We start from the raw sequence: 26,686 nt of genomic DNA, 5'->3' as shown, positions 1-26,686 counted from the left end.
GCATGACTAAAATGCATTTTTTTTGTAAAGTCCCCACTATTTTGTAGAAGATAGATAAGAAATACCCTGGTCGTTAAAATAACGCGATCGCGGCATTACGCCCGGCGTATTTTAAGTACGTTTTTTTCCCCCGCGGACGCGCGTTAATGAAATTAGCATTCAATATTATCGACTGGATCGCCCGCGCGCCTGGACTGGGCGAGACCGAGCAGTGGCTATCATGGGTGCAATCGCCTTATGCCATTGATCCTGCCAGCCCGCAGGCGAAACTGGTTGAATTGCCGATGATGACCGCGCGTCGTCTGAGTTCAGGTAGCAAGCTGGCCGTAGAGTGTGGCCTTACCCTGCTGCGCCGTCATGCCATTGATGCCGTGCTCTACACCAGCCGCCACGGTGAGCTGGAGCGTAATTACCGTATCCTTAGGGCGCTGGCGAGTGATGAGGCTATTTCGCCGACCGATTTCGCGATGTCAGTGCATAACGCGGCGGTCGGAAATCTGACTATCGCCGCAAAGCAGCCGATTGTCTCCTCATCGCTCACCGCGGGGCGCGACACATTCCTGCAAGGTTTATGCGAGGTGATGTGCCTGCTGCAGGCGGGCCACCGGCGTATTTTAATGGTCGATTTTGACGGTGCGCTGCCAGACTTTTACCGCGATCGACTGCCCGCACAGATGCCTGCCTGGGCCTTTGCGACAGCGCTGGTGATTGAAGAGGGTGACCAGTTTCAGTGCATCACCGAGCCGGGCGGAACGAAAGAAGAGCCCGCGCTGCCGCAAAGCCTGCAATTTTTACAGAATTACCTGGGCCACACAGCCCATTTCGTCCTTGAAGGCGAACGATTACGCTGGCGCTGGAGCCAGAAATGATAGCAAGGCGTATCAATCACCTTTGGCGGTTACTGATGACCGTAGTGTGCTTCGCGCTGTTTGGTCTGGGCGGCCTGCTGCTGTCGCTGTGCTGGTTTAATCTGTTGCTGTTGGTCATACGCGATGACGACAAGCGCCGGCGCCTGGCGCGCCGCAGTATTTCGGCGAGCTTCCGCGTTTTTTTGGGGTTCGCCAGCGTGACGGGCGTCCTGCGTTACCGTGTACAGGGCGCTGATATTTTACGGCAGGCACGCGGTTGCCTGGTGGTGGCGAATCATCCGACGCTGATTGATTATGTCCTGCTGGCCTCGGTGATGCCGGAAACCGACTGTCTGGTAAAGAGCGCGCTGTTGAAGAACCCGTTTGTCAGCGGTGTGATCCGCGCGGCAGATTACCTGGTCAACAGCGAAGCGGAACGTCTGCTGACAGAAAGCCAGGCCCGTTTACAGCGTGGCGACACGCTGATGATTTTCCCGGAAGGGACGCGTACGCGCCACGGCGAAACCATGACTATCCAACGCGGCGCCGCCAATATTGCGGTGCGCTGCGAACGCGATTTACGCCTGGTGAGCATTCGCTGTAGCGAGCATCTGCTGGATAAGCAGCGCCCGTGGTATCACGTCCCGGAGACGACGCCGCTGTTTGAGGTTATCGTTCGGGAGCGAATCTGTGTCGACGACTTTATTACCGCGAATAAGCAAGAACCGGCGCTGGCCGCGCGCGCGCTAAACCGGCATCTATTACAGAAATTACAATCAATTGGTTAAAACATCATTGTGCAGGAATTAACGATGCAAGAGCACTACTGCGAGATTAAACATCTCATCATTAACACATTGAATCTGGACGAACTGAGCGTGGACGACATCGACACCGATGCGGCCCTGTTCGGTGACGGTTTAGGTCTGGATTCTATTGATGCGCTGGAGCTGGGGCTGGCGGTAAAAAACCAGTATGGCATCGTGCTTTCTGCTGAAAATGAAGCGATGCGTCAGCATTTCTATTCGGTGGCGACGCTCGCTGCCTTTATTCAATCCCAACGCGCCTGAGGAGCTGCCATCATGACCGACCAAACTGCTGTCTATCAGGAAGTCACTTCCCTGCTGGTAAAACTGTTCGAAGTCGACCCGGCGGCAATCACCCCCGAGGCGCGTCTGTATGAAGATCTTGAACTCGATAGCATTGATGCTGTGGATATGATTGTTCAATTGCAGAAGAAGACCGGCAAAAAAATTAAGCCGGAAGAGTTCAAAGCCGTGCGTACCGTGCAGGATGTGGTTGACGCCGTCGAGCGCCTGCTGCGCGAAGCCTGATTTTTCGTGCGTTTGCCGCCCCTCAAGATCATCACCGCGAGTGTGCTGCTGGCCTGGCCATTTTTAGTCTGGTTTGGTCTGGCACATAACGGTCTGCAATGGCTCCTGCCCATGCTGGCGGTCGTTCTGCTGTTGCGTCTGCGTCAGGCGCAGGACAACGCCGGGCCGATGCGCCGGGTGATGCAAAGCGTCGCGCTAGCCGGGCTGGCGCTCTGTCTTGCCAGCGCATTGCTGGGAACGCATCAGTTGTTGCTCTACTGGCCTGTGGCGGTCAATGGCATCATGCTCGCCCTGTTTGGCAGTTCGCTGTTCAGCGCAATGCCGCTGGTTGAACGGCTGGCGCGCCTGCAATCTCCGCAACTCTCCGCGCAGGGTGTGCGCTACACGCGACGCGTCACGCAAATCTGGTGCGGCTTTTTTATTCTTAACGGCACCGTGGCCCTGATTACCGCGCAGATTGGCGATATGGCCCTATGGAGCGCGTGGAACGGGATGATCGCCTACCTGCTGATGGGCGCGCTGATGGCCGGTGAATGGCTGGTGCGCCGCCGGGTAATGAAGCGAGAAACCGCATGAACGCCCCGCGCCCGTTATCCCGCTGGCTGAGTGCCGAACGCCCCGATAGCACGCCTGTCGCCTGGTCAGGCGAGCGCCTCTGGACACTGGGCCAGTTGCGCAACGACGTGGCCGCCCACTGTGCGTGGCTGCAAACGCAGAAGGGCCAGCGCTGGGCGCTGTGTCTGGAAGAGGGCTATCGGTTTTTGGTCGCCCTGCTGGCGACGCTGCATGCCGGAAAAACGCCGGTGCTGCCGGGTCACGCTCGCCCTTCGCTGCTTGAAGAACAACGTTCGCTGTTCGACGGCATCTTAAGCGAGGGTTCTCTGAACTGGGATGGCCCTTTACGCATCATCAATACCCCCATCCGTGACGATGCTCAACCGCTTCCCGCGATACCCGATGACGCCGGGCTGGAACTGTTTACCTCCGGCTCCACCGGGCAGCCCAAACGTATTTACAAAAGCCTGGCGGCGCTGGATGCGGAATCCGCCCTGTTGGCCGCGCGCTTTGCCGGTCGGCTGGCCGATTGCCGGGTGGTCTCTTCCGTCTCGCCACAGCATCTCTACGGCCTGACGTTCCGCATTTTTCTGCCGATGTCATTGGGCCTGCCGCTGCATGCCGACACCCTTGCCTGGCCTGAACAGCTGGCCGCGCTCCCGCCACCGCAGCGTTATCTGTTTATCAGCAGCCCGGCGTTTCTGAAGCATCTGGATGCGCGACTGACAGCCCCGGACGTCGCCATGGTGATCACCGCTGGCGGCATGCTGCACTGGCAGGATGCGCAGCACGCGTTTCGCTGGCTGAATGTCTGGCCCGATGAAATCTATGGCAGTAGCGAAACGGGCGTACTCGCGTGGCGGCAGCGCAATGCGGAGGAGATCGCCTGGCAGCCTTTCCCCGGCGTGACGTTCAAAGCAGAAAACGACGACTGGCGCGTAGTATCGCCACTGATTGCCGAGCCTGCCGGGCTACTGCTGGAAGACACACTGCGCTTCACTGCGGATAACCATTTTCATCTGCTGGGGCGGCGCGGGCGCGTGGTCAAAATCGCCGAAAAACGGGTTTCGCTGGCGGAAGTCGAACAGCGCGTATTAGCGCTGGAGGGCGTGCGTGATGCCGCCGCCATACTGATTACGCGCGGCACGCGTCAAAGCGTGGGGGTGCTGCTGGTGCTGGATGATGAAACGCGTCAGGCGTGGCGTGGCGCAAGCCGCAAACAGGCGCAGGCGTGGCGTCAGGCGCTACGCCCGTGGCTGGAACCCGTCGCACTTCCCCGCTTTTGGCGCGTGGTGGATGTTATTCCAGTGAATACAATGAATAAGCGCATCGATGCGCAATTACAGGAGTGCTTTCATGACCATGATGCCGGATGAAATTTCCTGCCAGCACACGGACGCGGGCGAGGCGGAGATTGTCCTGCATCTGCCCGCCACACTGTTCTGGTTTAAAGGCCACTTTGCCGTGCAGCCGCTGCTGCCGGGCGTGGCACAACTGGATTGGGTCATGCACTATGCCAGCCGTTTACTGACCCCTGACTATCGCTTTCACAGCATTCAAAACGTTAAATTCCAGGCTCCGCTACTGCCGGAAAACCGTATCACCTTAACGCTGACGTGGCAGGAGACGCGAGAGATGCTCACCTTCTGCTTCCAGCGCCACGATGGTGACGTGCGCCACACCACCAGCAGTGGGAAAATCCGTTTATGCCGTTAAGCTTCGCGCCCTGCGTGGTGATCCCCTGCTACAACCACGGCGCGATGATGGCGCAGGTGCTGGCGCGCCTTGCGCCGTTTGCCCTGCCCATTATCATCGTCGACGATGGCAGCGACGACGCGACCCGGCGCGAATTACGCACGCTTGCCGACAATCACGCCAGCGTTACGCTTATCCGCCAGCCGCACAATGCGGGGAAAGGCGCGGCGGTGATCCGTGGATTGGAAGAGGCGGCGCGTGCGGGTTTCAGCCATGCGGTTCAGGTCGATGCCGACGGGCAGCACGCGATTGAAGATATCCCGGCGCTGCTCGCGCTTTCGCAGCAACATCCCGAGGCGCTGATTTCGGGTCAGCCGATTTACGATGACTCCATCCCCCGCTCACGCCTGTATGGACGCTGGATAACCCACGTCTGGGTGTGGATTGAAACGCTGTCGCTGCAGCTTAAAGACAGCATGTGCGGCTTTCGCGTTTATCCGATTACGCCAACGCTAGAACTGGCGCAGCGTGTACCGCTCGGCCAGCGAATGGACTTCGACACCGAAGTGATGGTGCGCCTCTACTGGCAGGGCCATCGCAGTTATTTTCTACCGACGCGCGTGACGTACCCGCAGGATGGGCTTTCCCATTTCGATGCGTTGAAAGATAACGTGCGCATCTCGTGGATGCACACCCGCCTTTTCTTCGGCATGCTGCCGCGTATTCCGTCGCTGCTGTTTCGCCGTCGCAATGTGCACTGGGCAGAGCAAAAAGAGGTGAAGGGGTTATGGGGCATGCGCCTGATGCTGCGCATCTGGCAACGGCTGGGGCGTGACGCGTTTTCGCTGCTGCTGAAGCCGGTGGTGGCTGTGTACTGGCTGATTGCCGCCACGGAACGCCGCGCCTCGCAGCAGTGGCTCGCACGCGTACATCAACAGCAGCCGAACGCGAAACGGCTGAGCAGCTATCGCCACTTCCTGCGCTTTGGCGAGGCAATGCTCGATAAAGTCGCCAGCTGGCGCGGCGAACTGCGTTTCGGGCACGAAGTAGTGTTTGCCCCGGGCGCGGAAGTGGCACTGGCGATGCATGAACCACGCGGCAAATTGCTGCTGGCGTCGCATCTTGGCGATGTGGAAGCGTGTCGGGCGCTGGCGCAGCGCGAAGAAGGCCGGGTGATCAACGCGCTGGTGTTCAGTGAAAACGCCCAGCGATTCAAGCAAATCATGCAGGAAATGGCGCCGCAGGCCGGGCTGAACCTGATGCCGGTCACCGACATCGGCCCGGATACCGCCATGCTGCTGAAAGAGAAACTGGATCGCGGCGAATGGGTGGCGATCGTCGGCGATCGCATTGCCGTTAACCGTCAGCGCGGCGGCGACTGGCGCGTTATCTGGAGCCGCTTTATGGGCCAGCCCGCGCCGTTCCCGCAGGGGCCGTTTATTCTCGCCGCACTGCTGCGCTGCCCGACCTTACTGATTTTCGCCCTGAAACAGCAGGGCCAATTACACATTCATTGCGAACCGTTCGCCGACCCACTGCTGCTGCCGCGCGCAGAGCGTCAGGCGGCGCTTCAGCAGGCGGTAGACCGCTATGCGCAGCGGCTGGAGCATTACGCGCTTCTGGCGCCGCTGGACTGGTTCAACTTTTTTGATTTCTGGCGGCTGCCCGACGCGGCCCATAAGGAGTAAAGGGTGCTTAACGATCCCCGCTTTACCACTGAGGTTGAACTCACCATCCCGTTTCATGACGTCGATGCGATGGGCGTGGTGTGGCACGGCAACTATTTCCGTTATTTCGAAATCGCCCGTGAAGCGCTGCTCAATCAATTCGACTACGGCTATCGCCAGATGAAAGCGTCAGGCTACGTCTGGCCGGTAGTGGATACGCGCGTCAAATATCGCGATGCCCTGACCTTCGAGCAGCGTATCCGCGTGCGGGCGCATCTGGAAGAGTACGAAAACCGACTGCGCATTGCCTACCAGATTTTCGATGCCGAAAGCGGCAAGCGCACCACCACCGGCTACACCATTCAGGTGGCGGTTGAAGAAGCCAGCAAAGAGATGTGCTTCGTCAGCCCGGCTGTCCTTTTTGAACGCATGGGAGTCGCGCCATGAAATTCCTGCCGCTTATTTGCCTGTTGATTGCCCCGTGGGTGCACGCCGTGACGCTGGACACCCTGCAACAGCGCTTTACCGAACAGCCGATTGTGCGCGCCCACTTCGAGCAAATCCGCACCATTAAAACGATGCCGCAGCCGCTACGTTCTCAGGGCGAGATGCTGATTGCCCGCGACAACGGCTTACTGTGGGATCAAAAAACGCCGTTCCCGATGCAAATGATGCTTACCGATACCCGCATGGTGCAGCAGGTGAACGGCCAGCCGCCGCAGGTGATCACCGCCGACAATAACCCGCAGATGTTCCAGCTTAATCATCTGCTGCGCGCGTTATTCCAGGCCGATCGCCGCGTGCTGGAACAAAACTTCCGCATCGTGCTTCAGGACAAAGGCGATAACCGCTGGGCGCTGCGCCTGACGCCCATTACCTCGCCGCTGGATAAGATTTTTGCCTCTATCGACCTGAGTGGGCAGCAGTTTCTCGAAACGATCCAGTTGAACGATCAACAGGGTGACCGCACCGATATCGCTCTCTCACAACACCGCCTGACGCCAGCCACTCTGACCCATGACGAACAACAACGTTTTAGCGCCCAATAACGGCCGCCGTCCGGCGCTCATCTGGGCTGTTTTTTGCCTGATTCTGCTGGGCACGCTGCTGGCGCTGTTACCCGGCGCGAGGATGAACAGCAGCGTGCTGGCGATGTTGCCGAAACAAGCGCTGGGCGACATTCCGCCCGCGCTGAACGACGGTTTTATCTCGCGCCTTGATAAGCAAATGATGTGGTTGGTCAGCCCCGGTAAAACGCCCGATCCCCACATCGCGCAGGCGTGGTTTGAGCAACTGAAAAGCACCCCGGCGCTGGCGCAGGTGAAGGGCCCGATGGATGCCAAAAGCCAGCAGGATTGGGGCGCGTTTTACTGGCAGCATCGTAACGGCATGGTAGACAGCGCCACCCGCGCTCGCCTGCAAAACGGCGGCGAGGCGCAGGCACAGTGGGTTCTCTCACAGCTCTACTCCGCCTTTTCCGGCGTCAGCGGTAAAGAAGTGCAAAACGATCCCTTTATGCTGACGCGCGGTTCCCAACTGGCGTTAATGCAAAGCAGCCAGCGTTTGCGCCTGATGGACGGCTGGCTGGCAACGCAGGATCAAGACGGTAACTACTGGTATCTGCTGCACGGTGAGCTGCAAAGCGATGCGTTTGATATGCAGCAAACCCATCAACTGGTGCAGGCACTGACTGCCGCCGAAGCCCGGCTTAAAACGCGCTTCCCGCAGGCGCAGGTGTTGTCACGCGGCACGGTGCTGTACAGCGATTACGCCAGCCAGCAGGCGAAACGCGATATCTCCACGCTCGGCGCGGCAACGATATTCGGCGTGCTGCTGCTGATTGTGCTGGTGTTCCGCTCGCTGCGCCCACTGCTGTTGAGCCTGCTCTCCATCGGCATTGGCGCGCTGGCGGGCACCACGGTGACGCTGCTGCTGTTTGGCGAACTGCACCTGATGACGCTGGTGATGAGCATGAGCATCATCGGCATCTCTGCCGACTACACGCTCTATTATCTGACCGAACGGATGGTGCACGGCGCGGAGAACTCACCGTGGCAAAGTCTCAATAAAGTACGAAACGCGCTGCTGCTGGCGTTGCTGACCACGGTTGTCGCCTATCTGATTATGATGCTCGCCCCCTTCCCCGGCATTCGCCAGATGGCAATCTTTGCCGCCGTGGGGCTGACCGCGTCCTGCCTGACGGTGGTGTTCTGGCACCCGTGGCTCTGTCGCGGGCTGCCGGTGCGCCCGGTGCCGATGTTCGCCCTGCTGCTACGCTGGCTCGCCCTGTGGCGACGCAACAAGGCATTGATTTACGGGCTGCCCGCCGCACTGACGGTGGTTTCGCTGATCGGACTCTCCACCCTTCAGGTTAACGATGATATCGCCCAGTTGCAGGCGCTGCCGCCGCATCTGCTTGAGCAGGAAAAACAGATAACGCAGCTTACCGGGCAGAACGTCGATCAGAAGTGGTTTGTGGTCTACGGCGACTCGCCAGAGCAGACGCTGACGCGCATGGAAGCATTTAGCACTCATCTGGATAGCGCTCGCCAGCAAGGCTTATTCGCCCGATACCGCACGATTCCACTCAATTCTCGCGCGCGTCAGGCGCAGGATTTGGCGCTGCTTAATCACGCGGCACCCGCAATCAGCCAGGCACTACAACAGGCGGGGCTACCTGACGTGAAACCCGACCTTCGCGCCATGCCGGTGAACGTGTCCGACTGGCTGGCAAGCCCTGTCAGCGAAGGCTGGCGCTTGATGTGGTTGACGCTGCCGCACGGCGTCAGCGGCGTGCTCATTCCCGTGGATGGCGTGGAAGATAGCGCGGCGTTAAAGGCGCTGGCGGAACAGCACACCGGCGTCGCCTGGGTTGACAGAAAACAGAATTTTGACGCGCTGTTTGGGCTGTACCGCACCGTATTAACGGTGCTGCTCGGCGTGGCGCTGGCCGCGATCGCCGTAGGCGCAATCCTACGCATGGGCTGGCGAAAGGGGGTAATCAGTTTGCTTCCTTCATTGCTTTCCCTGGGCTGTGGGCTGGCGGCGCTCTCCTTGAGCGGGCACAGCGTCAATCTTTTCTCATTACTGGCGCTGGTGCTGGTATTGGGTATCGGTATTAACTACACCCTGTTTTTCAGCAACCCACGCGGTACGCCGCTGACGTCATTGCTCGCCATCACGCTTGCAATGATGACCACCTTGCTGACGCTGGGCATGCTGGTCTTCAGCAGCACCCAGGCCATTAGCAGTTTTGGGATTGTCCTGGTCTGCGGTATCTTCACTGCCTGGCTACTGTCGCCGCTGGCGATGCCAACGAAAAAAAGAGAAAAACGATGATGATACGCAACGCCTGGCGCGCCCTTATGCTGGCCTCCGCGCTACTGCTTGCGGGCTGTAGCCACGATCATGATGGCACCCGCCCCACCGCCTGGCTGCAACCGGGCGCGCGCATAACGCTGCCTGCGCCAGGCATGACGCCCGCCTTTACGTCGCAGCAGCTTTTGACCGGCACCTTCAACGGCAAAACCCAATCGTTAATGGTGATGCTGGATGCCGATGAACACAAAATCACCCTCGCCGGGCTGTCGTCGCTGGGGATCCGTCTGTTCCTGCTGACCTATGATGAAAAAGGCCTGCGCACGGAACAAAACATCGTCGTACCGCAGTTACCGCCCGCAAGCCAGGTACTGGCAGACGTAATGCTCAGCTATCTGCCGATTAGCGCGTGGCAGCCGCAGTTGCCTAAAGGCTGGACACTTACCGACGCGGGCGACAAACGCGCGCTGCGTAACGCCCGTGGCGAAACGGTAACCGAGATAACCTACCTGACGCGCAAAGGCAAACGCGAGCCGGTCAGCATTGAGCAGCACGCCTTCAAGTACCACATCACCATTCAATACCTGGATGACTGATATGATTTATATCTCTGCCGTTGGCATGATTAACGCGCTGGGTAACAACGTACCTGAGGTCGCCGCGAACCTGACGCGCGGCATCGCGCCGGGCATGCGTGCCCGCGCAGGCTGGTTGCAGGGCAAGCCAGATGCCGTTTTTGGCGGCGTGGAGGCGGAACTGCCTGTCATTCCGGACACCTTTGCCGAACATCGCAGCCGCAATAATCAGCTTTTGCTGGCGGCATTGGCGCAGATCCAGCCGCAGGTGGATGACGCAATTGCCCGGTATGGGCGAGAGCGCATTGCCGTGGTGATGGGCACCAGCACGTCCGGGCTGGACGAAGGCGATAAACATGTCAGCCAGCAGCATCCCCAGTGGCACTACGCGCAGCAGGAACTGGGCGATCCGTCGCGATTTCTCAGCCACTGGCTGGCGCTCGACGGCCCGGCATTTACTCTCTCCACCGCCTGTTCATCCAGTGCGCGCGCGATTATTAGCGGTCGCCGTCTGATTGAAGCGGGTTTAGCGGATGTCGCTATTGTGGGCGGCGCGGACACCTTAAGCCGTATGCCGATCAACGGTTTCAACAGCCTGGAGTCGCTCTCAGCCTCGCGCTGCCAGCCATTTGGTCGCGATCGTAGCGGCATTACCATCGGGGAAGGCGCGGGGCTGATGCTGCTGACCCGCGAGCCGCAGCCAATCGCCCTGCTGGGCGTCGGCGAATCGAGCGATGCGTGGCATATGTCGGCCCCGCATCCGGAAGGCGAAGGCGCAATTCGCGCAATTCTTCAGGCGCTGAAAGAGGCCGGGCTCGCGCCGCAGGACGTGGGCTACATCAATATGCACGGCACCGCCACGCCGTTGAATGACAAAATTGAATCACAGGTAGTGAATCGCCTCTTCGGTGATACGGTTCCCTGTAGTTCCACGAAACATCTCACCGGGCACACATTGGGTGCGGCAGGCATCACCGAGGCGGCCATTGCGATGCTGATTCTGCAGCATAATTTGCCGCTGCCGCCGCAGGATTTCAGCCAAATGCCGGTCGATGAGACGCTGCTGCCCTGCGGCCTGCTTCACGCCGCCGCGCCGCTGGCGCGCCCGGTCATTCTTTCCAACTCTTTCGCCTTTGGCGGCAACAACACCAGTATTTTGTTAGGACGACGTTCATGAGTCACTACTTACCGCCGGCGGACTATTTACCGCACGACGCTCCCATGCTTCTGCTTGAGCAGGTTTCCGCGGTCAGCGAAAACGACGTGCAGTGCCAGGTAACGGTTAATCCCGCAGGCGTGCTGGCCCCCTTTCTTGATGTGTCAGGCAACCTGCCCGGCTGGTACGCGCTGGAACTGATGGCGCAGACGGTCGGCGTCTGGTCCGGCTGGCATCGTCAGGATGAGGGCGAGCAACAACTGACGCTGGGTATGGTGCTCGGCGCGCGTGAGCTGGTGTGTGCGGCAGGCTATTTTCCTGCGCTCGCTACGCTTGATATTCACGCCCACCTGCTGATGCGCGACAGTCGTTTCGGCAGTTTCGAATGCACAATAATGATTGATAACACACCGGTGGCCACGGGCCGCGTCAACACATTCCAGCCATCGTCCGACGAGTTAACGTCGCTGTTTCAGCAGGGAGAAAACGCATGAGTCGTTCCGTTCTGGTTACCGGTGCCAGCAAAGGCATCGGTCGTGCCATCGCCCTACAGCTGGCCGCGGATGGTTTCACCCTTGGCGTTCACTATCATCAGGATGAACCCGGCGCGCGCGAAACGCTGGCCGCCATTGAACAGGCTGGCGGTAAAGGTCGATTGCTGCGCTTTGATGTGGGCGATCGCGCCCAGTGCTTAACGGTGCTGGAAGAGGATATGGCCGAGAACGGCGCGTGGTACGGCGTGGTGAGCAACGCTGGAATTACCCGCGACGGCGCATTCCCGGCGCTGAGCGAAGAGGACTGGGATGCGGTTATTCACACTAACCTCGACAGCTTCTACAACGTGATTCACCCCTGCATCATGCCCATGATAAGCGCACGTAAAGGCGGGCGAATCATCACGCTTTCCTCCGTTTCCGGCGTGATGGGTAACCGTGGACAGGTGAACTACAGCGCCGCCAAAGCGGGGATTATCGGCGCGACCAAAGCATTGGCAATTGAACTCGCCAGGCGCAAAATCACCGTCAACTGCATCGCGCCGGGGTTGATTGACACCGGAATGATTTCAATGGAAGAAGCAGCCCTGAAAGAAGCCATGGCGATGATCCCAATGAAACGCATGGGGCAGGCTGAAGAGGTCGCCGGGCTGGCGAGTTATTTAATGTCGGACATCGCGGGCTACGTCACCCGGCAGGTGATTTCGATCAACGGAGGCATGTTATGACACGTCGTGTCGTGATCACGGGCATGGGCGGCGTCACCGCGTTCGGCGAAGACTGGCAGGACGTATCGCGCGGGTTACTGAAGTATGAAAACGCCGTGCGGCATATGCCAGAGTGGCAGGTCTACGCTGGTCTGCATACCCTGCTGGGCGCGCCCATTGATGACTTCACGCTGCCCGCGCACTACACCCGCAAGCGCATCCGCGCTATGGGCCGCGTGTCGTTGCTTTCGACCCGCGCCACGGAACTGGCGCTGGAACAGGCCGGATTGATTGACGACCCGGTTCTGACCAACGGCCAGACCGGTATCGCCTATGGTTCATCTACCGGCAGCACCGGCCCGGTGAGCGAGTTCGCCACCATGCTGACCGAAAAGCATACCAATAACATTACCGGCACCACCTACGTGCAGATGATGCCGCACACCACGGCGGTGAATACCGGGCTGTTTTTCGGCCTGCGCGGACGCGTCATTCCCACCTCCAGCGCCTGCACTTCCGGTAGCCAGGCGATTGGCTACGCCTGGGAAGCGATTCGCCACGGTTATCAAACCGTGATGGTCGCGGGCGGCGCAGAGGAACTTTGCCCCTCGGAAGCCGCCGTGTTCGATACGCTCTTTGCCACCAGCCAGCGAAACGATCGGCCGAAAACAACGCCCTCCCCGTTCGACCAGACGCGTGACGGGCTGGTGATTGGTGAAGGCGCCGGCACGCTGATTCTGGAAGAACTGGAGCACGCGAAGGCGCGCGGGGCGACCATCTACGGCGAAATCGTCGGCTTCGCCACCAACTGCGATGCCGCGCATATCACCCAACCGCAGCGCGATACGATGCAAATTTGCATGGAGCAGGCGTTACAGATGGCGGGCGTCAGCGCACAGCAGATTGGCTATATCTCCGCGCACGGTACGGCAACCGATCGCGGCGATCTGGCGGAAAGCCAGGCCACGGCGGCGATCTTCGGTGATACCACGCCGATCTCCTCGCTGAAAAGTTATTTCGGCCATACGCTGGGAGCCTGCGGCGCACTGGAGGCGTGGATGAGCTTACAGATGATGCGTGAAGGCTGGTTCGCACCGACCATTAACCTGACACAGCCCGATGAAGCCTGCGGTGCGCTGGATTACATCATGGGCGAAGCGCGTCACATTGACTGCGAATATCTGCAAAGCAATAACTTCGCCTTCGGCGGGATCAACACCTCGCTGGTCATTAAGCGCTGGGCATAAGCATGTATCGCCTGCTGCGCGCAAAGATATCGGACTATATCGACGCTCAGGCGGCGGGACGCGCGCTGCTTGAACGGGCGCTCTCCCCTGCCGTGGTGCCTGAGATTATTCGCAACCGTAACGGCAAACCCGGCTTTACTCATGGCTATCCGCTGTGGTTTAACATCAGCCACAGTGGCGATGATATCGTTCTGCTGCTGAGCGACGAGGGCGAGGTAGGCTGCGATATTGAAATCATACGCCCGCGTAAAAATAGCCAGCGTATTGTTGAATCGGTATTCAGCGCCGGGGAACAGGCGCTGATGGCAGCCGCGGAAGATAAGCGCGTCGCGTTCTGGCAAATCTGGACGCGTAAAGAGGCGATGCTTAAACAGGCAGGTAGTCAGATCTGGCAAATCGCGGAATTCGACAGTTGTAAACCCGCTCCGCTGTTTTTACTGCAACTTCGTTGGTCAGAAAATCGAATAGTCACGCTGTGTACCCCGACCCCCATTTCAGCGCGGGAAAACGATTTCATTGTTAAATAATAACGTGAATATCACTGTGACAAATAATACACCACTAAAGTATTATCATAATATACGATGATATATAATACCTAAATCAGATCAAAATTCGTGCATATGTAGGGGTGATGTTGATATATTCCATCAGTAATATGAATAATAGAAACAAAGCGGAAACATAAAATTTAGCATAATCATTTTTTGTGATAGAGATAACACAAATTTCAATTGTCTATGGATTCGCTTTGCCCGTATAGTGGCTCTCTGTTAGAAGATAGTTACCTTTACTAACTTTAATTAGCATTATTGTAACTATTGTAATCATTAATTTTGAGGCACTGATTATTTTACGCACTCTATTTTCTGAGGCCCGAACGCGGATAACGCTGCATGAATTGATCAAAGAACTCGAAAAACAGAATATCGTTTTCTACGTTCATTTCGTCTCAACCGGAAACGTGACGCTTGTTGATAGCGAAGGAAATATTCGCATTATAGAAGGCGAGTATAGCCTCAAACGCGTCAGCTTGCGGGCTAATGAAGACCTCATCCGCGCGGCATCGCGTCGCCATTTCGCAGGTAAAATAGGCTATGAAGAGTATTGTACTTTGGTGGCCAGCGCCGGGGTATATAAGTGGATAGTGGATATAAAACAGATGACACGAAAATATGTCGGATTATCGGACAAAGTGATTTTCAGCGAAGAGATAACACCGGTAAATACATCTGAGCATACATGGCGTTATAATTAACCGCGTGATTATCGTAAGGGCAACCACATCCAGAGCCCATGCAAGATAAGCCATATCCCCGCACACGATAACGTAATTAACGAGACCATTTTCACTGAACCTCCCTGGTTCATTTCCATCGCAACTTTCCTTTTTTGCACCAGACGATAAGAGATAAGCATCGCCTGATAACAATGTTATCAGGCGATATTCTATAACAAAAAAAGCACAACAGGATATACGTAATAATAATGACGGATAACGCTGAGGATTTACTTCAGGCTCGTTTTAAAGAATGCCGTCAGTTTGTCGAAGGGAATGAGATCCGTACGATCATAAAGATCAACATGCCCGGCGTTCGGCACAATATACAGCTCTTTCGGCTGCCCGGCGCGTTGATAGGCATCTTCACTAAACTCCTTCGAATGCGCGTGATCGCCTGAAATAAACAGCATCGGGCGTGGCGAAATGGTCTCGATATCATTGAACGGATAGAAATTCATAAATTTGCCAATGCTGCTTAACATCGGTTTGGTGGTCAGCTCTTCTTTCTCGCCTTTCGGCGTATAGCCGCCGCGTGACGTACGGTAGAAATCGAAGAATTCACGCTGTATTGCCGGCGTGGAGTCATCCAGCTTGTTCACCGTACCCGGTATATAAGCAGTCTCGCCGCCCTGGTACTCGGCAAAGCGCTGCTCGATGGCCGTCTTAATCAACGCTTCTCGCTGTTCAACGGTTTGCGAGTGCTTGAGGCCATTACGGAACGCGGCCCCCATGTCATACATGCTGACGGTCGCAATGGCTTTCATACGCGGGTCGATTTTAGCCGCGCTGATCACAAAGCTACCGCTACCGCAGATACCCAGTACGCCAATATTTTCCGCGTCCACCCACGGCTGCGTGCTGAGGTAATCAACCGCCGCGCTGAAATCATCGGCGTAGATTTCCGGCGAAATCATATGGCCCGGTTTACCCTCGCTCTCGCCCCAGAAAGAGAGATCAATGGCCAGCGTGACGAAGCCCTGCTCCGCCAGTTTTTGCGCGTAAAGGTTAGAACTCTGTTCTTTCACCGCGCCCATCGGATGCCCAACGATAATCGCCGGATGCTTCGCGTTTTTATCCAGCGTTTTAGGCATAAACAGATTGCCCACCACGTTCATTTGATACTGGTTTTTAAAGCTGACGCGCTGTTGGGCCACGCTATCGCTTTTGTAGAAATTGTCCGCTCCGCGCGACATATCCGCAGCGGAAGAGGCAAATGCGCTAATCAGTAAGCCCAACGCCAGTGTGACGCTTTTCATAGGTTAACTCCTGAGTGTGTGTTTACGTGAGGTTGTGAAAGTGATGATCGATGCGCAGAGCAAAACGCCAGCGCTCAGTGCAAAGGTGCTGTGCCAGCCGTGATGGTCGTACATCAGGCCACCCAACGTTGATCCCAGCGCAATGGAAAGCTGAATGATGGCGACCATCACGCCGCCGCCGACTTCCGCGTCATGGGGTAACGTTCGCGCAAGCCACGTCCACCAGCCTGTCGGGGCTGCGGTTGCGACCAACCCCCAGGCGCCCAGCAGTGGCACGACGAACCAAAGCTGATGACCAAAAATCATCAGTGCGATAGCAATCGCCGCCATCAACAGCGGAATGAGAATTAGCGTGCGATAAATACCGTGTTTCAGCAGGCGACCCACTACCAGTGTGCCAATGAATCCCATCACGCCGATGATCAGCAGAACGGCAGACAAGGCAGTTCCCCTCACCTGCGTAATGCCTTCAAGAAAAGGACGCACGTAGGTGAAGAGCGTGAACTGACCCATAAAAAAGAGCCCGCAAGCAAGAAGCCCCACCGCCACAACTGGACGTGCGAAGAGAGGAAGCACCCTGCTGCGCTGTTGGCTGTAGCGCATAGCTGGCAGACTAAACCATTGCCAGATGAAGGCGGCAATCGAGACAGGCACCAGGCAGAAAAATGCGCCCCGCCAGCCCATTACTTCACCAAGATAACTCCCAAACGGCGCAGCAATAACCGTCGCCAGCGCATTGCCGCCATTGAAAATGGCTAATGCGCGAGGCACCTGCGATTCAGGTACCAGACGGATCGCCGTCGCCGCCGACATGGACCAGAAGCCGCCAATGGCAATACCAATCAGCGCACGCCCAACCATATAAACACCATAATTCGCAGCCATGGCGATCATCGCAGCTGAGAATGCCATCAGCGCAGTCATGCCCAGTAGCAGATATCGGCGATCCAGCCCAGCGGTGAGCCGCGAGAGCGTCAGGCTGGTGATGACCGCCAGCGCCCCGGAGATAGCAATGCCCTGACCCGCCAGGCCTTCCGTCACGCCTAAATCAGCCGCGATGGGCGACAACAAACTCACCGGCATAAATTCAGAGGCAATTAATACAAAAACACACAGTGTCATGGCGTAAATGCCGCCCCAATGGGCGCGTTGAACGTCAGCCTGCAAAGCCATTATGTTTTTCCTCCTGTTTTACCGGCTGTTTTCAGACAAGCCGGGGCCGCACGTTATTCGCGGGAATAACGTCATTCATTTGGCGGGAATATTCGTTGCTGAAAATTTTACACGGTGAGCGTAGGATAACTAGCTAATGAATACTTAATAGGCTTATAAGCAGCGCTTATTAATTGAGAATGCCGATCATGAAAAGAAATCTGAACGATCTGCTCTACTTTGTAACCGTGGCTCGCGAAGGGAGCTTTACCCGCGCGGCGGCACTGCTGGGCGTCACGCAGCCGGCAATCAGTCAGGCGATTTCTGCGCTGGAAGCGCGAATGCAGATTCGCCTGCTCACCCGCACCACCCGCAGCGTGTCGCCCACGGCAGCGGGGGAGCGGTTGATGGCCTCAGTCGGTACACGCATTGATGAAATTGAAGCGGAACTGGATATGCTGACCGAACTGCGCGACAAACCGGCTGGCACCGTTCGCATTACCTGCGGGCCCAACGTTTTGCGCACCACGCTGTTACCAAAGCTCACGCCGCTGCTGCGTGAATATCCGGATATTCACGTTGAGTTTGATGCCAACCACGGCTTTCGCGACATTGTGGCGGATCGCTTTGACGCTGGCGTACGTCTGGGCGATACCATCGACCAGGATATGATTGCCGTGCCGATTGGCCCGAAGCTGCGCATGGCGGCGGTCGCTTCACCGGACTACTTTGCCCGTCATCCCGCGCCGAAAACGCCACACGAGTTAACGCAGCATCAGTGTATTAATCAGCGGATGGTTAAATCCGGCGGGCTGTATGTGTGGGATTTCGATCAGGATGGCGGTGATTTAAATGTGCGCGTTAGCGGGCAGCTCACGTTTAACACTTCAGAACATATCGTTGATGCGGCGCTGGCCGGTTTTGGTATCGCTTTCCTGCCTGAAGAAGAGTTTGGAACGCACATTGCTGATGGCCGCCTGGTTCGCATACTCGAACCCTGGTGTTTACCTTTCCCCGGTTACTATCTCTACTACCCCAGCCGCAAACAGCCCTCCCCGGCATTTTCCCTGGTAGTCGACGCGTTACGCAATAAACATCCCTGACATTCTGCTGGTGATTTCCCTTATGTGAAAGCGGTTCCATAAAATCCGCTTACATCCATTTACATCTAAAACACTAATGCGTATATTTCTCATTCGCATTTTTATGCTCATGAGTTAATTAAAAATACAAAACCTGGCGCGGCTATGTATCGCTGTCGGGCAGTCCCGCAAACACACTTAAGGGTTTATCATGTCTTTCACTTATCAGCCCCGGGAAACGCGTCGCCCGCTCGGATGCTCCCCTTCTTTGCTCGCCCTCTCCGTGGCGATGGCTTTCACGCCTGCGCTATCCTTTGCCGCCACAGCGAACAGCGATGACACCATTGTGGTGGAAGAGAGCACCACGCCGGGCGACGAAGGTCAGGACCAGGATTACAGCGTTAAAACCACCACCACCGGCACCAAAATGCTGCTGGTGCAGCGCGATATTCCCCAGTCGGTCAGCGTTATCAGCCAGCAGAGAATGAAAGATCAGGAGCTGAACTCGATTGAAGAAGTGCTGGATAACACCACCGGCGTGAGCGTTTCCCGTATCGACAGCCATCGCACCAATATCTTCTCACGCGGTTTCTTCGTCAGTAATTTTGCCTTCGACGATATGCCGACGTTCCTCGACGATCGCTGGAATTTTGGCGACACAGCGGGTGATACGGCGATTTTTGAGAGCATTGAGGTAGTGCGTGGCGCAGCGGGTTTGATGAGTGGCACGGGCAACCCATCGGCATACGTCAACATGGTGCGTAAGCACGCCGACAGCCGCGAATTTAAAGGCTCCGCTTCCGCGACATACGGTAGCTGGGATAAACAACGTTATGTGCTGGATTTACAGGCCCCGCTGACCGAATCCGGTGACGTACGTGGCCGCGTGATTGCCGGGTATCAGGACAATGACAGCTGGCTTGAGCGCAATCATTACCGCAAAAAATTCATCACCGGCGTGGTGGATGCCGATATCACAGACTCCACCACCCTCTCTCTGGCTTACGATTATCAGAAGAGCGAAGAAGACAGCCCAACCTGGGGCGGCTTCCCTTCCCTGTGGAGCGACGGCAGCCGCACCGATTTCCGCCGTGAATTCAATACCGCCGCTGACTGGACTTACTCCAATGAGGATACGTCGCGCGTATTCGCCAACCTGACCCAACGTTTCGACAACGGTTGGGAGGCGAAGGTGAACGCCATGCATGCGGAAACCAATTTCGATAGCCGCCTGATGTATATCGACGGCTTCCCGGATAAAAATACCGGCCTGTACAACAGCGCACTTTACCAGGGCGCATGGGGCGGTTGGAACCGTGGCGAGCGTAAACAGGATTCAGTGGATGCCTTTGTGCGCGGGGGTTATGAACTGTTTGGCCGCCAGCATCAGATAATGTTCGGCGGCAGCTACAGCCGTCAGCGCAACAACTACGACAACGCGTATCCGGTTACCGATAACTACGGATTGATGGATGTCGGCAATATTCACAACTATGACGGCAAACTGGCGTATCCGGAGTGGTCTGACTGGGCGCTGTATCAGCGCGATATCATCCGCCAGAAATCGCTCTACACCGCGACGCGCCTCTCGCTGGCCGACCCGCTTAACCTGATCCTCGGCGTGCGCTGGACGGAGTGGAGCGCCCATTACAATCTGGAGCGCAAACCGGACGAAACCCGCGACAGCAAATTCGATGATGTCACGCCATATGCAGGCCTGGTGTATGACATCAACGATGAGTGGTCGGCCTATGCCAGCTATACCTCCATCTTCCAGCCAACCAGCAAGCGCAACGCCAACAGTGAGTTCCTCGACCCAACCACTGGCAAAAGTTATGAAGCTGGCGTGAAAGGTGACTGGTTCAACACCCGCCTGACCGCGACGCTTGCCGTATTCCGCACCGAGCAGGACAAAGTTGCGGTCAGCACCGGGCAAACCATTCCGGGCTCCGGCGGCCAGACGGCCTATAAATCCGTCGATGGCACCGTGAGTAAAGGCGTGGAGTTTGAGATTAACGGCGCATTGACCGACCGCTGGCAGCTTACTTTCGGCGCATCCCGATATATTGCGGAAGATGGTGATGGCGTGGCGGTGAACCCGGAACAGCCGCGTACCACGGCGAAACTGTTTACCCGCTATCAATTGCCGATGCTGCCTGAACTGGCGGTCGGCGGCGGCGTGCGCTGGCAGAATAAAACCTGGCAGGACATTGCCGGGCCGAACGGCGACACGCGTATTAAACAGGGTGGCTATGCGGTGGTCGATCTCTTCAGCCGCTATCAGGTCACTAAAAACTTTGCCCTTCAGGCCAACCTGAACAACCTGTTCGATAAAGAGTATTACGACTATCTCGGCACTTACGGCGTGTACGGCGCACCGCGAAACTTCTCGGTCAGCGGCACCTATAACTTCTGATCTCCCTCAACGGCACCGCCCGGTGCCGTTTTCCTTCTTCTGAATTTCCGCCGCCGGGTTTGGCGCAATCGCCTTTTTCGACCAGACTTATCACTGTGTTTCTTATTCAGGATGATTATGAAAAACGTTGCGATTGTCGGCGTCGGCCCGACCGGAATCTACACCTTTCACGCGCTTCTTGAACGCGGCGAACCGCTTGCGATTACGCTCTTCGAGCAGGCAGACGAAGCTGGCGTCGGCATGCCTTATAACGATGATAATAATGCTACGCTGATGCTGGCGAATATCGCCAGCATTGAGATCCCGCCAATTTTTATCACTTATCTGGATTGGCTACGTCACCAAAGCGACAGCTACCTGGCGCGCTTTGCGATTAAACGTGAATCGCTGCATGACCGGCAATTTTTGCCGCGCGTGATCCTCGGCGATTATTACCGTGACCGCTTTCTGGCACTGGTCGAAAAAGCAGAACGTTCAGGGTTTAGCGTTTCCGTTCGAGAAGCAAGCAAAGTCACCGATCTGAAAGCTTCCGCAGAGGGCGTACAGGTATCAACGGAAGGCAGCAATAAACCAGAAACGTTTGATTTTGCGGTTGTTGCTACAGGTCATCTCTGGCCTGACGATGATGACTCGCCGCGCGACTTTTATCCCAGCCCGTGGACCGGGCTGATGGATGCGCACATTCATCCCTGTCGCGTCGGTATTATGGGCGCTTCGCTGAGCGGCCTTGATGCGGCAATGGCCGTCGTTTCGCAGCATGGGAAATTCATCACCGACGAAGGCAAAACAGTGAGTTTTCGCCTTAATCCTGGCAGCGAAGCACTCCAGTTGACCCTGATGTCACGCACCGGGATCCTGCCCGAGGCTGATTTTTACTGCCCGCTTCCTTATGAACCGCTGACTATCGTGACGGAAAAAACGATTGCAGATGAAATCGCCAAAGGCAGTGATGGCCTGCTGGACAGGGTATTTCAGCTCATCGTCGCGGAACTGGAACGGGCAGATCCGCAGTGGGCGGCTGAAATTGGCTTAAATAATCTTAACGCCGACACGCTGGCCGATGCCTGGTTTGCCGATCGCAAAAAACACGATCCGTTTTACTGGGCACAGGACAACCTGGAAGAAGTGGAACGCAACAAGCGCGAAAAACACACGGTGCCCTGGCGTTACACCATTTTGCGGCTACATGAAGTGGTAGAAGAGATTGTCCCGCATCTGAGTGAGCAGGAGAGTAAACGTTTCAAAAAAGGTCTGGCGCGTGTTTTTATCGACAACTATGCCGCCATTCCCTCGGAATCCATCCGCCGCCTGCTGGCGCTGCGTGAAGCCGGGCTGATTCATATTCGGGCCCTGGGGAACGACTATGAGATGCAGGTCAACGACGGCCTGACGATCATTACCACCGATGACGCGCGCTATGAATTTGACGTGTTTATCGACGCTCGCGGTCAAAAGGCGCTGAAAACCAAAGACCTTCCCTTCCCCACGCTGCGCAAACAGCTTTTAGCCTGCGGCGATGACATCCCGGACGTGGGTGACGACTATACCTTGCAGGCGCCTGATAGCGTGCGCGGGCGAATCGCTTTTGGCGCACTGCCGTGGCTGATGCATGACAGACCGTTTGTGCAGGGGTTGGTGGTGTGTGCGGAAATCGGCGCGGCGATGGCGAAAGGGGTAGCGCAACAAGCCGCCGGAAGACGCAGAAAACTCGCGGCACCGGAGTAAAGCCGGATGCGGCATGGAAGCCTTATCCGGCCCAGGGCGATCGCACACAATTTAGTGTGCGATCGTTTTCAGCCGATCCCAGCGAAAATACATATCACACGCCATCATAAAATCGTAGTGCCACTGGTAGCGACAATGGAGAAAATAGTAGGTCAGGCAAGGGATATAACAGATTAAAAAATAGACCTCAAACCCAATATTAACGCCAACGAGCGTCGCCGCTATTGATACCAGCGTAATCCATGACACTTCAATAATCAGCAGAATAAACATCCGAAGCCAGAAGGCTTTGGCAAAAAACGTTGGAAGCATAATCCCGGTGGAAAAAAGAAGATCGACCTCCTGCAAAAAAAGGCGTCCCAAAAAAACATAGCGCTTGGTAAAGCGCAGAAACAGCAGGTTAATCGTCAATACCACCGCACATAAAATAGTCATCGCAATAACCGCCTGAAACGATAACCAGTGTCCCGAAAAAGAAAAGGCATCGCTATTGCGTAATGGGCTGATGGTGAGAAGATTGATAATCGTTGATACGCTCACGGACAGTAATACATAGCGTGTCAAATTTTTAAACTTCACTTTTTTCACCACCGAAATCGCCACCTGCTTTACGTAGCTGTCTCTGATGGGCCGGAACAATAAAAAAATTACCAGCGGCCCAAGCAGGGCAATGACCAGCAACGCATAAAGGGAAGGCATCACACGGTAACATCCCCATCCCAGCATGCTAAACAGTAGCAATGAAAGGAAACTCGCCACAACAGGATGTGTCAGGGCCACTTCGCTTTTGCGGTTTTTCTTGTTCTTAAACCAGGAGAAATCAATATTTTTGGTGACACATTTATAAGCCCAGTATGCCTTTAGATCGACAATAAAGTTATATAAAACCAGCGCCAGGATTCCACTGACGATCACAATATCCCGCGCAGGAAAGGCGAATGCCGCATTCTTCCAGTAAAAACCAAGCAGAATAAGGCTTACAGCATAAATGAATATCAGGCTGCGTTTATCCTGAAAGCGAATAAACGTTAAATAGTCGGGAATCATTTCATTACCTTCGCATCACTAAAGGCTTTACGACAATGCATCACACGCTGTGGATCAACGCCCGCAAAATCATTCAGCATATTTCCCAGGTAAGGTTTATTACTGATCTCAAGGAACGTCACCGGCGTCGGAAGATCCAGGAAAACCTGAAGGGAATCCGTCCATTTAACCGTGTGGGTTAAATGCAACGACAGGTTTTGTTTAATGATAGATGGAGCCGTTTCGCTCTTCGCGGTCACGTTCATCAAGACCTGATGCTGCGGCGAGGCGATATCCAGCCCGGCGAGGTAATCGTGCATCGCCTGAACACCGTCCGCCATCAAGCGGGTATGCCAGGCACCGCTTACGCCGAGTTTGACGGGTTCAAATCCAGCGGCCATCAGCACCGTTGCGAACGCATTTAGCGCCGCCTGCGTCCCTCCAATAACCTGCTGGCGCGGTGTGTTATCGCAGCTGATATCCAGCGCAATACCCGAGTCAGTTATCATCTTCTGCAAGTGTTCGCGATTTATTCCCTTCACCGCCAGCATCGCACCTTTATTTCTCTGGCTTTCGTCATGCATCAGATTCGCCCTGAAATGAACCATGCCGAACAGTGTCTCAAGAGAAATTGCCCCGGCAGCGTAGAGCGCGCTGTATTCGCCAACGCTATGGCCGCATGAACCGACGACCGTGACGTTCTCCAGCCGCGCTTTACACAGGGTATAAAGCGTCACATTAATCGCCGTCACGGCCAGTTGCTGTACTGTGGTTTGTATAAGGCGATTCATCGGCCCTTTCTGGCACAGGCGGCGCAAATTAAGCCCGGAAATATCGCTGGCACAATCCCAAATATGTTTAGTGGTGGCATTCAGATCCCAAAGATCGCTGCCCATCCCGATAACGGGATTACCCTGGCCGGCAAAAAGCAGCACGGTCGGTTGCGGTGCATTATTCATCATCATATTTCTATCCTTACAAATAGTATTTAAAGCCCAAATAGAGGCCTAACGTGTCACCAAAAAGCGCAAACTCTGCGTCACGGTGTCCCAGCGCGCTCCAGGCACCTGCATAGGCTTCAATCTGGTTATTGATAGCGCTGAGCGGCGTGGAATAATGCACATTCAGCAATGTGCTGCGATCCATGACATTCACGACCATTGATGGTTGTAGAGTGGCTCCCCCCGCCAGCGGCAGGCTGGCATAGGTATTCAGATAGTGCTTACCTTGCAGCATGCCCTGATTAGCGGTATTGCTGATTTCTGACGCCATCAGGTATTTATAAGAATCAAACGCCTGATCCAGTGGGGCATAGCCCGTTCGGGTGTTCAGAAAATCGATAAAATCACGCTGCTGGCGCTGCTCAGAACGTGAATAGCCTTCGCTCTGGAAATAATATTCCACGCCAAATACGCTAAAATTATCCCGGGTGTATTGCGCCCCCAGCGCCAGCTCTACATTATTTTCATCTGCCGTTTCATACAGCGAATTCGGGAACTGATACTGTTCAACTTGTGCCAGCTTATGACGAGAAAGATGCCGCCACTGCTGAGTACGGTGATAGGCTGCGTCAATATTCAGCGTCAGCTGCGGGCTATAGTGGTAGCTGTCAGACAAAGCCACTGACGGTGATGGCCCAAGCCGCAGCGTAACGGAAGGCGTGTGTTCACCGAAGCGATGATCGCTATAGCTCAACAGATACGCTTCGTCGCTGTTTCCCTGTTGACTGGCAGACCAGTTTCCCGAGGTTATATAGCGCTTATCTATCGTCGCTAATTTAGGGACAACGCTCGCCGTAAACGCGTAATCACGCGTTTCCACACTCATTTTTCCCGCCCACGATGAAGATTGATATACCGATGCCATTTTGGGATCGTGCAGACGCGTCGACTGAAAACCGGTGTAATAATGCGTTTGTAAATCAGAAGGTGAGCGCAAAAAGAACATCCCTGATGATGCACCTAATTTGCCCGCTTCAAACTGAACACTGTCAGAGGCGCTATAGACCAGACTCAGACGGTTAATTAACGCACGCGTACGGCTATCATCCGATTCAAATTTCCCTGCAGGTTTAAGCGCATACTCATTTATTCCATACAGATTCAGCTTGAGATCCAGCTTATTATCGATAATCGAGCAACCAGTGCTAATGCCGACGCCAGCCTCCTGATAACCGTTATGACGGGTGTACGGATTTTTCCCTTCAATTTGCCAGGCCGAGGTCTGCTTGTTGATATAGGACACCTGCTCATAAAGCGTCACATCACTATTTTGCGCGACGTCTTCACCTGACAGACAATCCGCCTGCGCCGCCAGCGGCAGCGCAAGGAATAGCAATACGTGAACGTTCAGCGCGCGTTTCATTTCGCACCTCGCTGAATATACTCTTTGGTGAAATGAAACTCTGGAAGTGACTCCAGACGAACATCGCTGTACTCCATTACCGAATAGTTATTGCCATGACGTACATCGGTAACGGTGATTCGCATAGGACGCGATTTGCCCAAAACAGGCTGAAAATCCTGATACTGCACTTCTTTAATTAACTGGTCATCCTGCGAGTAATAGGCCGCTTTCCACGGGCGGTTATCACCCTCTTTTTCAACGTAATAGATAACCTTCGGCCAGGTGATATCCGCCGACTTACGCAGTAGCGACAGCTTATAACACTGCTTTTCGCCACACGAAACTTCCCCTACCAGAGTTGAGTCGTAGGCATATTCAAAATTTGTCACAATGACATCGCCATTGGAAATTTGCCCAATCAATCGTTGTTGTCGAGAAATAGGCATCGGGCGACGCAGTTCCGGCGTGTAAAACCATAAATCGTACCAATCGGAAAGCATAACTTTGCCTTTATCTCGCGGCGGATAAATAAACCGCACTAACGAGCGAGCATCTGCTTTTTCAGTACCCTGCGGTTTCATAAAACGCATAGAAATATCAAGAATTTGTTTATTCTCTGGTTGCGTTGCGCCTGCTTTATATTCCGTTACCGTCAGCGTATAGCGAAACGGTTTATTCGGCGAACGGATTTCGTCAGCGCGACGAATAATCTCAAGCGCCGTATTATCAATGCTCGCCGCCTGAACGCATGACGTCGCGAGCCACAGGCAAGCAAACCACTTGCCATAAAAAGCCATATTCATAA

General features: G+C 55.6%; 27 protein-coding genes. 21 read left to right on the top strand and 6 right to left on the bottom strand.

Translation table 11 applies throughout. From position 1 onward, the window contains the following. Positions 1 to 146 precede the first annotated feature (146 nt). The 18 genes from ACOXYR_RS02925 (at position 147) to ACOXYR_RS02840 (ending at position 14,854) form a co-directional block, all read left to right on the top strand. On the top strand, positions 147 to 869 hold the full coding sequence (locus ACOXYR_RS02925) for a beta-ketoacyl synthase chain length factor (RefSeq protein WP_407731532.1): 723 nt from the start codon (positions 147 to 149) through the stop codon (positions 867 to 869). Further along, the gene (locus tag ACOXYR_RS02920) at positions 848 to 1,636 is read left to right on the top strand and encodes a lysophospholipid acyltransferase family protein (RefSeq protein ID WP_189624002.1); all 789 of its coding nucleotides are present in this window, start codon (positions 848 to 850) and stop codon (positions 1,634 to 1,636) included. The genes ACOXYR_RS02925 and ACOXYR_RS02920 overlap by 22 nt, the downstream gene beginning before the upstream one ends. Positions 1,637 to 1,660: 24 nt before the next feature. Continuing rightward, positions 1,661 to 1,918, top strand: a complete 258-nt coding sequence (locus tag ACOXYR_RS02915) for a phosphopantetheine-binding protein (protein WP_421356049.1) — start codon at positions 1,661 to 1,663, stop codon at positions 1,916 to 1,918. A 12-nt stretch (positions 1,919 to 1,930) separates the two neighbouring features. Continuing rightward, positions 1,931 to 2,182: an acyl carrier protein gene (locus ACOXYR_RS02910; protein ID WP_015963162.1), complete on the top strand. Its 252-nt coding sequence runs from the start codon at positions 1,931 to 1,933 to the stop codon at positions 2,180 to 2,182. 6 nt (positions 2,183 to 2,188) lie between these two features. Further along, positions 2,189 to 2,758, top strand: coding sequence for a COG4648 family protein (locus ACOXYR_RS02905; RefSeq protein ID WP_421356048.1), 570 nt, complete (start codon positions 2,189 to 2,191; stop codon positions 2,756 to 2,758). Further along, positions 2,755 to 4,113, top strand: coding sequence for an AMP-binding protein (locus ACOXYR_RS02900; RefSeq protein WP_421356056.1), 1,359 nt, complete (start codon positions 2,755 to 2,757; stop codon positions 4,111 to 4,113). The genes ACOXYR_RS02905 and ACOXYR_RS02900 overlap by 4 nt, the downstream gene beginning before the upstream one ends. Next, the gene (locus tag ACOXYR_RS02895) at positions 4,100 to 4,453 is read left to right on the top strand and encodes an ApeI family dehydratase (RefSeq protein WP_421356055.1); all 354 of its coding nucleotides are present in this window, start codon (positions 4,100 to 4,102) and stop codon (positions 4,451 to 4,453) included. Before ACOXYR_RS02900 ends, ACOXYR_RS02895 begins: the two co-directional genes overlap by 14 nt. Beyond that, positions 4,444 to 6,120 (top strand): glycosyltransferase family 2 protein, encoded by a 1,677-nt coding sequence (locus ACOXYR_RS02890; RefSeq protein WP_421356047.1) that lies wholly within the window; start codon positions 4,444 to 4,446, stop codon positions 6,118 to 6,120. Before ACOXYR_RS02895 ends, ACOXYR_RS02890 begins: the two co-directional genes overlap by 10 nt. A 3-nt stretch (positions 6,121 to 6,123) precedes the next feature. Continuing rightward, positions 6,124 to 6,546 carry an acyl-CoA thioesterase gene (locus ACOXYR_RS02885; RefSeq protein WP_108475921.1) on the top strand — a complete coding sequence of 141 codons (423 nt, stop codon included), beginning with the start codon at positions 6,124 to 6,126 and terminating at the stop codon, positions 6,544 to 6,546. Then, complete coding sequence (locus ACOXYR_RS02880) at positions 6,543 to 7,148, top strand: outer membrane lipoprotein carrier protein LolA (protein WP_421356046.1); 606 nt, start codon at positions 6,543 to 6,545, stop codon at positions 7,146 to 7,148. The genes ACOXYR_RS02885 and ACOXYR_RS02880 overlap by 4 nt, the downstream gene beginning before the upstream one ends. Next, positions 7,117 to 9,438 carry an MMPL family transporter gene (locus tag ACOXYR_RS02875; protein WP_421356045.1) on the top strand — a complete coding sequence of 774 codons (2,322 nt, stop codon included), beginning with the start codon at positions 7,117 to 7,119 and terminating at the stop codon, positions 9,436 to 9,438. Before ACOXYR_RS02880 ends, ACOXYR_RS02875 begins: the two co-directional genes overlap by 32 nt. Continuing rightward, positions 9,438 to 10,013 carry a DUF3261 domain-containing protein gene (locus ACOXYR_RS02870; RefSeq protein WP_421356054.1) on the top strand — a complete coding sequence of 192 codons (576 nt, stop codon included), beginning with the start codon at positions 9,438 to 9,440 and terminating at the stop codon, positions 10,011 to 10,013. The genes ACOXYR_RS02875 and ACOXYR_RS02870 overlap by 1 nt, the downstream gene beginning before the upstream one ends. A 1-nt stretch (position 10,014) precedes the next feature. Beyond that, positions 10,015 to 11,169, top strand: coding sequence for a beta-ketoacyl-[acyl-carrier-protein] synthase family protein (locus ACOXYR_RS02865; RefSeq protein ID WP_113857740.1), 1,155 nt, complete (start codon positions 10,015 to 10,017; stop codon positions 11,167 to 11,169). After that, a complete protein-coding gene (locus ACOXYR_RS02860; protein WP_189623909.1) occupies positions 11,166 to 11,642 on the top strand; it encodes a hotdog family protein in 477 nt (158 codons plus the stop codon). The genes ACOXYR_RS02865 and ACOXYR_RS02860 overlap by 4 nt, the downstream gene beginning before the upstream one ends. Then, positions 11,639 to 12,370: a 3-ketoacyl-ACP reductase FabG2 gene (locus ACOXYR_RS02855; protein WP_108475916.1), complete on the top strand. Its 732-nt coding sequence runs from the start codon at positions 11,639 to 11,641 to the stop codon at positions 12,368 to 12,370. The genes ACOXYR_RS02860 and ACOXYR_RS02855 overlap by 4 nt, the downstream gene beginning before the upstream one ends. Next, complete coding sequence (locus ACOXYR_RS02850; RefSeq protein ID WP_108475915.1) at positions 12,367 to 13,596, top strand: beta-ketoacyl-ACP synthase; 1,230 nt, start codon at positions 12,367 to 12,369, stop codon at positions 13,594 to 13,596. The genes ACOXYR_RS02855 and ACOXYR_RS02850 overlap by 4 nt, the downstream gene beginning before the upstream one ends. A 2-nt stretch (positions 13,597 to 13,598) precedes the next feature. Then, complete coding sequence (acpT, locus tag ACOXYR_RS02845) at positions 13,599 to 14,123, top strand: 4'-phosphopantetheinyl transferase AcpT (protein WP_108475914.1); 525 nt, start codon at positions 13,599 to 13,601, stop codon at positions 14,121 to 14,123. A gap of 275 nt (positions 14,124 to 14,398) precedes the next feature. Further along, positions 14,399 to 14,854, top strand: coding sequence for a DUF1398 family protein (locus tag ACOXYR_RS02840; protein ID WP_108475913.1), 456 nt, complete (start codon positions 14,399 to 14,401; stop codon positions 14,852 to 14,854). Positions 14,855 to 15,105: 251 nt separating this feature from the next. Here the strand turns inward: ACOXYR_RS02840 and ACOXYR_RS02835 are convergent, their stop codons facing one another. Both ACOXYR_RS02835 and ACOXYR_RS02830 read right to left on the bottom strand, forming a co-directional pair. After that, positions 15,106 to 16,134, bottom strand: a complete 1,029-nt coding sequence (locus tag ACOXYR_RS02835) for an alpha/beta hydrolase (RefSeq protein WP_421356044.1) — start codon at positions 16,132 to 16,134, stop codon at positions 15,106 to 15,108. Positions 16,135 to 16,137: 3 nt separating this feature from the next. Continuing rightward, entirely contained in the window at positions 16,138 to 17,307 is a 1,170-nt protein-coding gene (locus ACOXYR_RS02830) for an MFS transporter (protein WP_421356043.1), read from the bottom strand. Positions 17,308 to 17,495: 188 nt separating this feature from the next. On the opposite strand from ACOXYR_RS02830, the gene ACOXYR_RS02825 reads away from it, so the two are divergent. The 3 genes from ACOXYR_RS02825 (at position 17,496) to ACOXYR_RS02815 (ending at position 22,509) form a co-directional block, all read left to right on the top strand. Continuing rightward, positions 17,496 to 18,389, top strand: coding sequence for a LysR family transcriptional regulator (locus ACOXYR_RS02825; RefSeq protein WP_167405878.1), 894 nt, complete (start codon positions 17,496 to 17,498; stop codon positions 18,387 to 18,389). A gap of 190 nt (positions 18,390 to 18,579) precedes the next feature. Then, entirely contained in the window at positions 18,580 to 20,784 is a 2,205-nt protein-coding gene (gene fhuE, locus ACOXYR_RS02820; protein WP_415728514.1) for a ferric-rhodotorulic acid/ferric-coprogen receptor FhuE, read from the top strand. 117 nt (positions 20,785 to 20,901) lie between these two features. Beyond that, the gene (locus tag ACOXYR_RS02815; protein WP_421356042.1) at positions 20,902 to 22,509 is read left to right on the top strand and encodes an FAD-NAD(P)-binding protein; all 1,608 of its coding nucleotides are present in this window, start codon (positions 20,902 to 20,904) and stop codon (positions 22,507 to 22,509) included. A gap of 51 nt (positions 22,510 to 22,560) precedes the next feature. Here the strand turns inward: ACOXYR_RS02815 and ACOXYR_RS02810 are convergent, their stop codons facing one another. From ACOXYR_RS02810 to ACOXYR_RS02795, 4 genes are read right to left on the bottom strand one after another with little or no spacing between them, the layout of a single operon-like run. Then, positions 22,561 to 23,556 (bottom strand): hypothetical protein, encoded by a 996-nt coding sequence (locus ACOXYR_RS02810; protein WP_421356041.1) that lies wholly within the window; start codon positions 23,554 to 23,556, stop codon positions 22,561 to 22,563. Beyond that, positions 23,553 to 24,494, bottom strand: a complete 942-nt coding sequence (locus ACOXYR_RS02805) for an ACP S-malonyltransferase (RefSeq protein ID WP_421356053.1) — start codon at positions 24,492 to 24,494, stop codon at positions 23,553 to 23,555. Before ACOXYR_RS02805 ends, ACOXYR_RS02810 begins: the two co-directional genes overlap by 4 nt. Positions 24,495 to 24,510: 16 nt before the next feature. Next, entirely contained in the window at positions 24,511 to 25,899 is a 1,389-nt protein-coding gene (locus tag ACOXYR_RS02800) for a hypothetical protein (RefSeq protein WP_421356040.1), read from the bottom strand. Beyond that, entirely contained in the window at positions 25,896 to 26,684 is a 789-nt protein-coding gene (locus ACOXYR_RS02795; protein WP_189623903.1) for an outer membrane lipoprotein-sorting protein, read from the bottom strand. Before ACOXYR_RS02795 ends, ACOXYR_RS02800 begins: the two co-directional genes overlap by 4 nt. Between the last annotated feature and the right edge of the window lie 2 nt (positions 26,685 to 26,686).

Source organism: Pseudocitrobacter faecalis (assembly GCF_965231525.1).
Classification (GTDB): Bacteria; Pseudomonadota; Gammaproteobacteria; order Enterobacterales; family Enterobacteriaceae; genus Pseudocitrobacter; species Pseudocitrobacter faecalis.
The sequence above is the reverse complement of the archived record's forward strand: the minus strand, read 5'-3'. Positions and strand labels throughout refer to the sequence as shown.

Bases quoted from the DNA above. Each gene is read 5' to 3' on its own strand.
- ACOXYR_RS02830 (WP_421356043.1), bottom strand. From the start codon at position 17,307: ATGGCTTTGCAGGCTGACGTTCAACGCGCCCATTGGGGCGGCATTTAC.
- ACOXYR_RS02925 (WP_407731532.1), top strand. From the start codon at position 147: ATGAAATTAGCATTCAATATTATCGACTGGATCGCCCGCGCGCCTGGA.
- ACOXYR_RS02900 (WP_421356056.1), top strand. From the start codon at position 2,755: ATGAACGCCCCGCGCCCGTTATCCCGCTGGCTGAGTGCCGAACGCCCC.
- ACOXYR_RS02805 (WP_421356053.1), bottom strand. From the start codon at position 24,494: ATGAATAATGCACCGCAACCGACCGTGCTGCTTTTTGCCGGCCAGGGT.
- ACOXYR_RS02850 (WP_108475915.1), top strand. From the start codon at position 12,367: ATGACACGTCGTGTCGTGATCACGGGCATGGGCGGCGTCACCGCGTTC.
- ACOXYR_RS02795 (WP_189623903.1), bottom strand. From the start codon at position 26,684: ATGAATATGGCTTTTTATGGCAAGTGGTTTGCTTGCCTGTGGCTCGCG.
- ACOXYR_RS02815 (WP_421356042.1), top strand. From the start codon at position 20,902: ATGAAAAACGTTGCGATTGTCGGCGTCGGCCCGACCGGAATCTACACC.
- ACOXYR_RS02860 (WP_189623909.1), top strand. From the start codon at position 11,166: ATGAGTCACTACTTACCGCCGGCGGACTATTTACCGCACGACGCTCCC.
- ACOXYR_RS02855 (WP_108475916.1), top strand. From the start codon at position 11,639: ATGAGTCGTTCCGTTCTGGTTACCGGTGCCAGCAAAGGCATCGGTCGT.
- ACOXYR_RS02890 (WP_421356047.1), top strand. From the start codon at position 4,444: ATGCCGTTAAGCTTCGCGCCCTGCGTGGTGATCCCCTGCTACAACCAC.
- ACOXYR_RS02865 (WP_113857740.1), top strand. From the start codon at position 10,015: ATGATTTATATCTCTGCCGTTGGCATGATTAACGCGCTGGGTAACAAC.
- ACOXYR_RS02810 (WP_421356041.1), bottom strand. From the start codon at position 23,556: ATGATTCCCGACTATTTAACGTTTATTCGCTTTCAGGATAAACGCAGC.
- fhuE (WP_415728514.1), top strand. From the start codon at position 18,580: ATGTCTTTCACTTATCAGCCCCGGGAAACGCGTCGCCCGCTCGGATGC.
- ACOXYR_RS02825 (WP_167405878.1), top strand. From the start codon at position 17,496: ATGAAAAGAAATCTGAACGATCTGCTCTACTTTGTAACCGTGGCTCGC.
- ACOXYR_RS02915 (WP_421356049.1), top strand. From the start codon at position 1,661: ATGCAAGAGCACTACTGCGAGATTAAACATCTCATCATTAACACATTG.
- ACOXYR_RS02910 (WP_015963162.1), top strand. From the start codon at position 1,931: ATGACCGACCAAACTGCTGTCTATCAGGAAGTCACTTCCCTGCTGGTA.
- ACOXYR_RS02870 (WP_421356054.1), top strand. From the start codon at position 9,438: ATGATACGCAACGCCTGGCGCGCCCTTATGCTGGCCTCCGCGCTACTG.
- ACOXYR_RS02875 (WP_421356045.1), top strand. From the start codon at position 7,117: ATGACGAACAACAACGTTTTAGCGCCCAATAACGGCCGCCGTCCGGCG.
- ACOXYR_RS02835 (WP_421356044.1), bottom strand. From the start codon at position 16,134: ATGAAAAGCGTCACACTGGCGTTGGGCTTACTGATTAGCGCATTTGCC.
- ACOXYR_RS02800 (WP_421356040.1), bottom strand. From the start codon at position 25,899: ATGAAACGCGCGCTGAACGTTCACGTATTGCTATTCCTTGCGCTGCCG.
- ACOXYR_RS02895 (WP_421356055.1), top strand. From the start codon at position 4,100: ATGATGCCGGATGAAATTTCCTGCCAGCACACGGACGCGGGCGAGGCG.
- ACOXYR_RS02880 (WP_421356046.1), top strand. From the start codon at position 6,543: ATGAAATTCCTGCCGCTTATTTGCCTGTTGATTGCCCCGTGGGTGCAC.
- acpT (WP_108475914.1), top strand. From the start codon at position 13,599: ATGTATCGCCTGCTGCGCGCAAAGATATCGGACTATATCGACGCTCAG.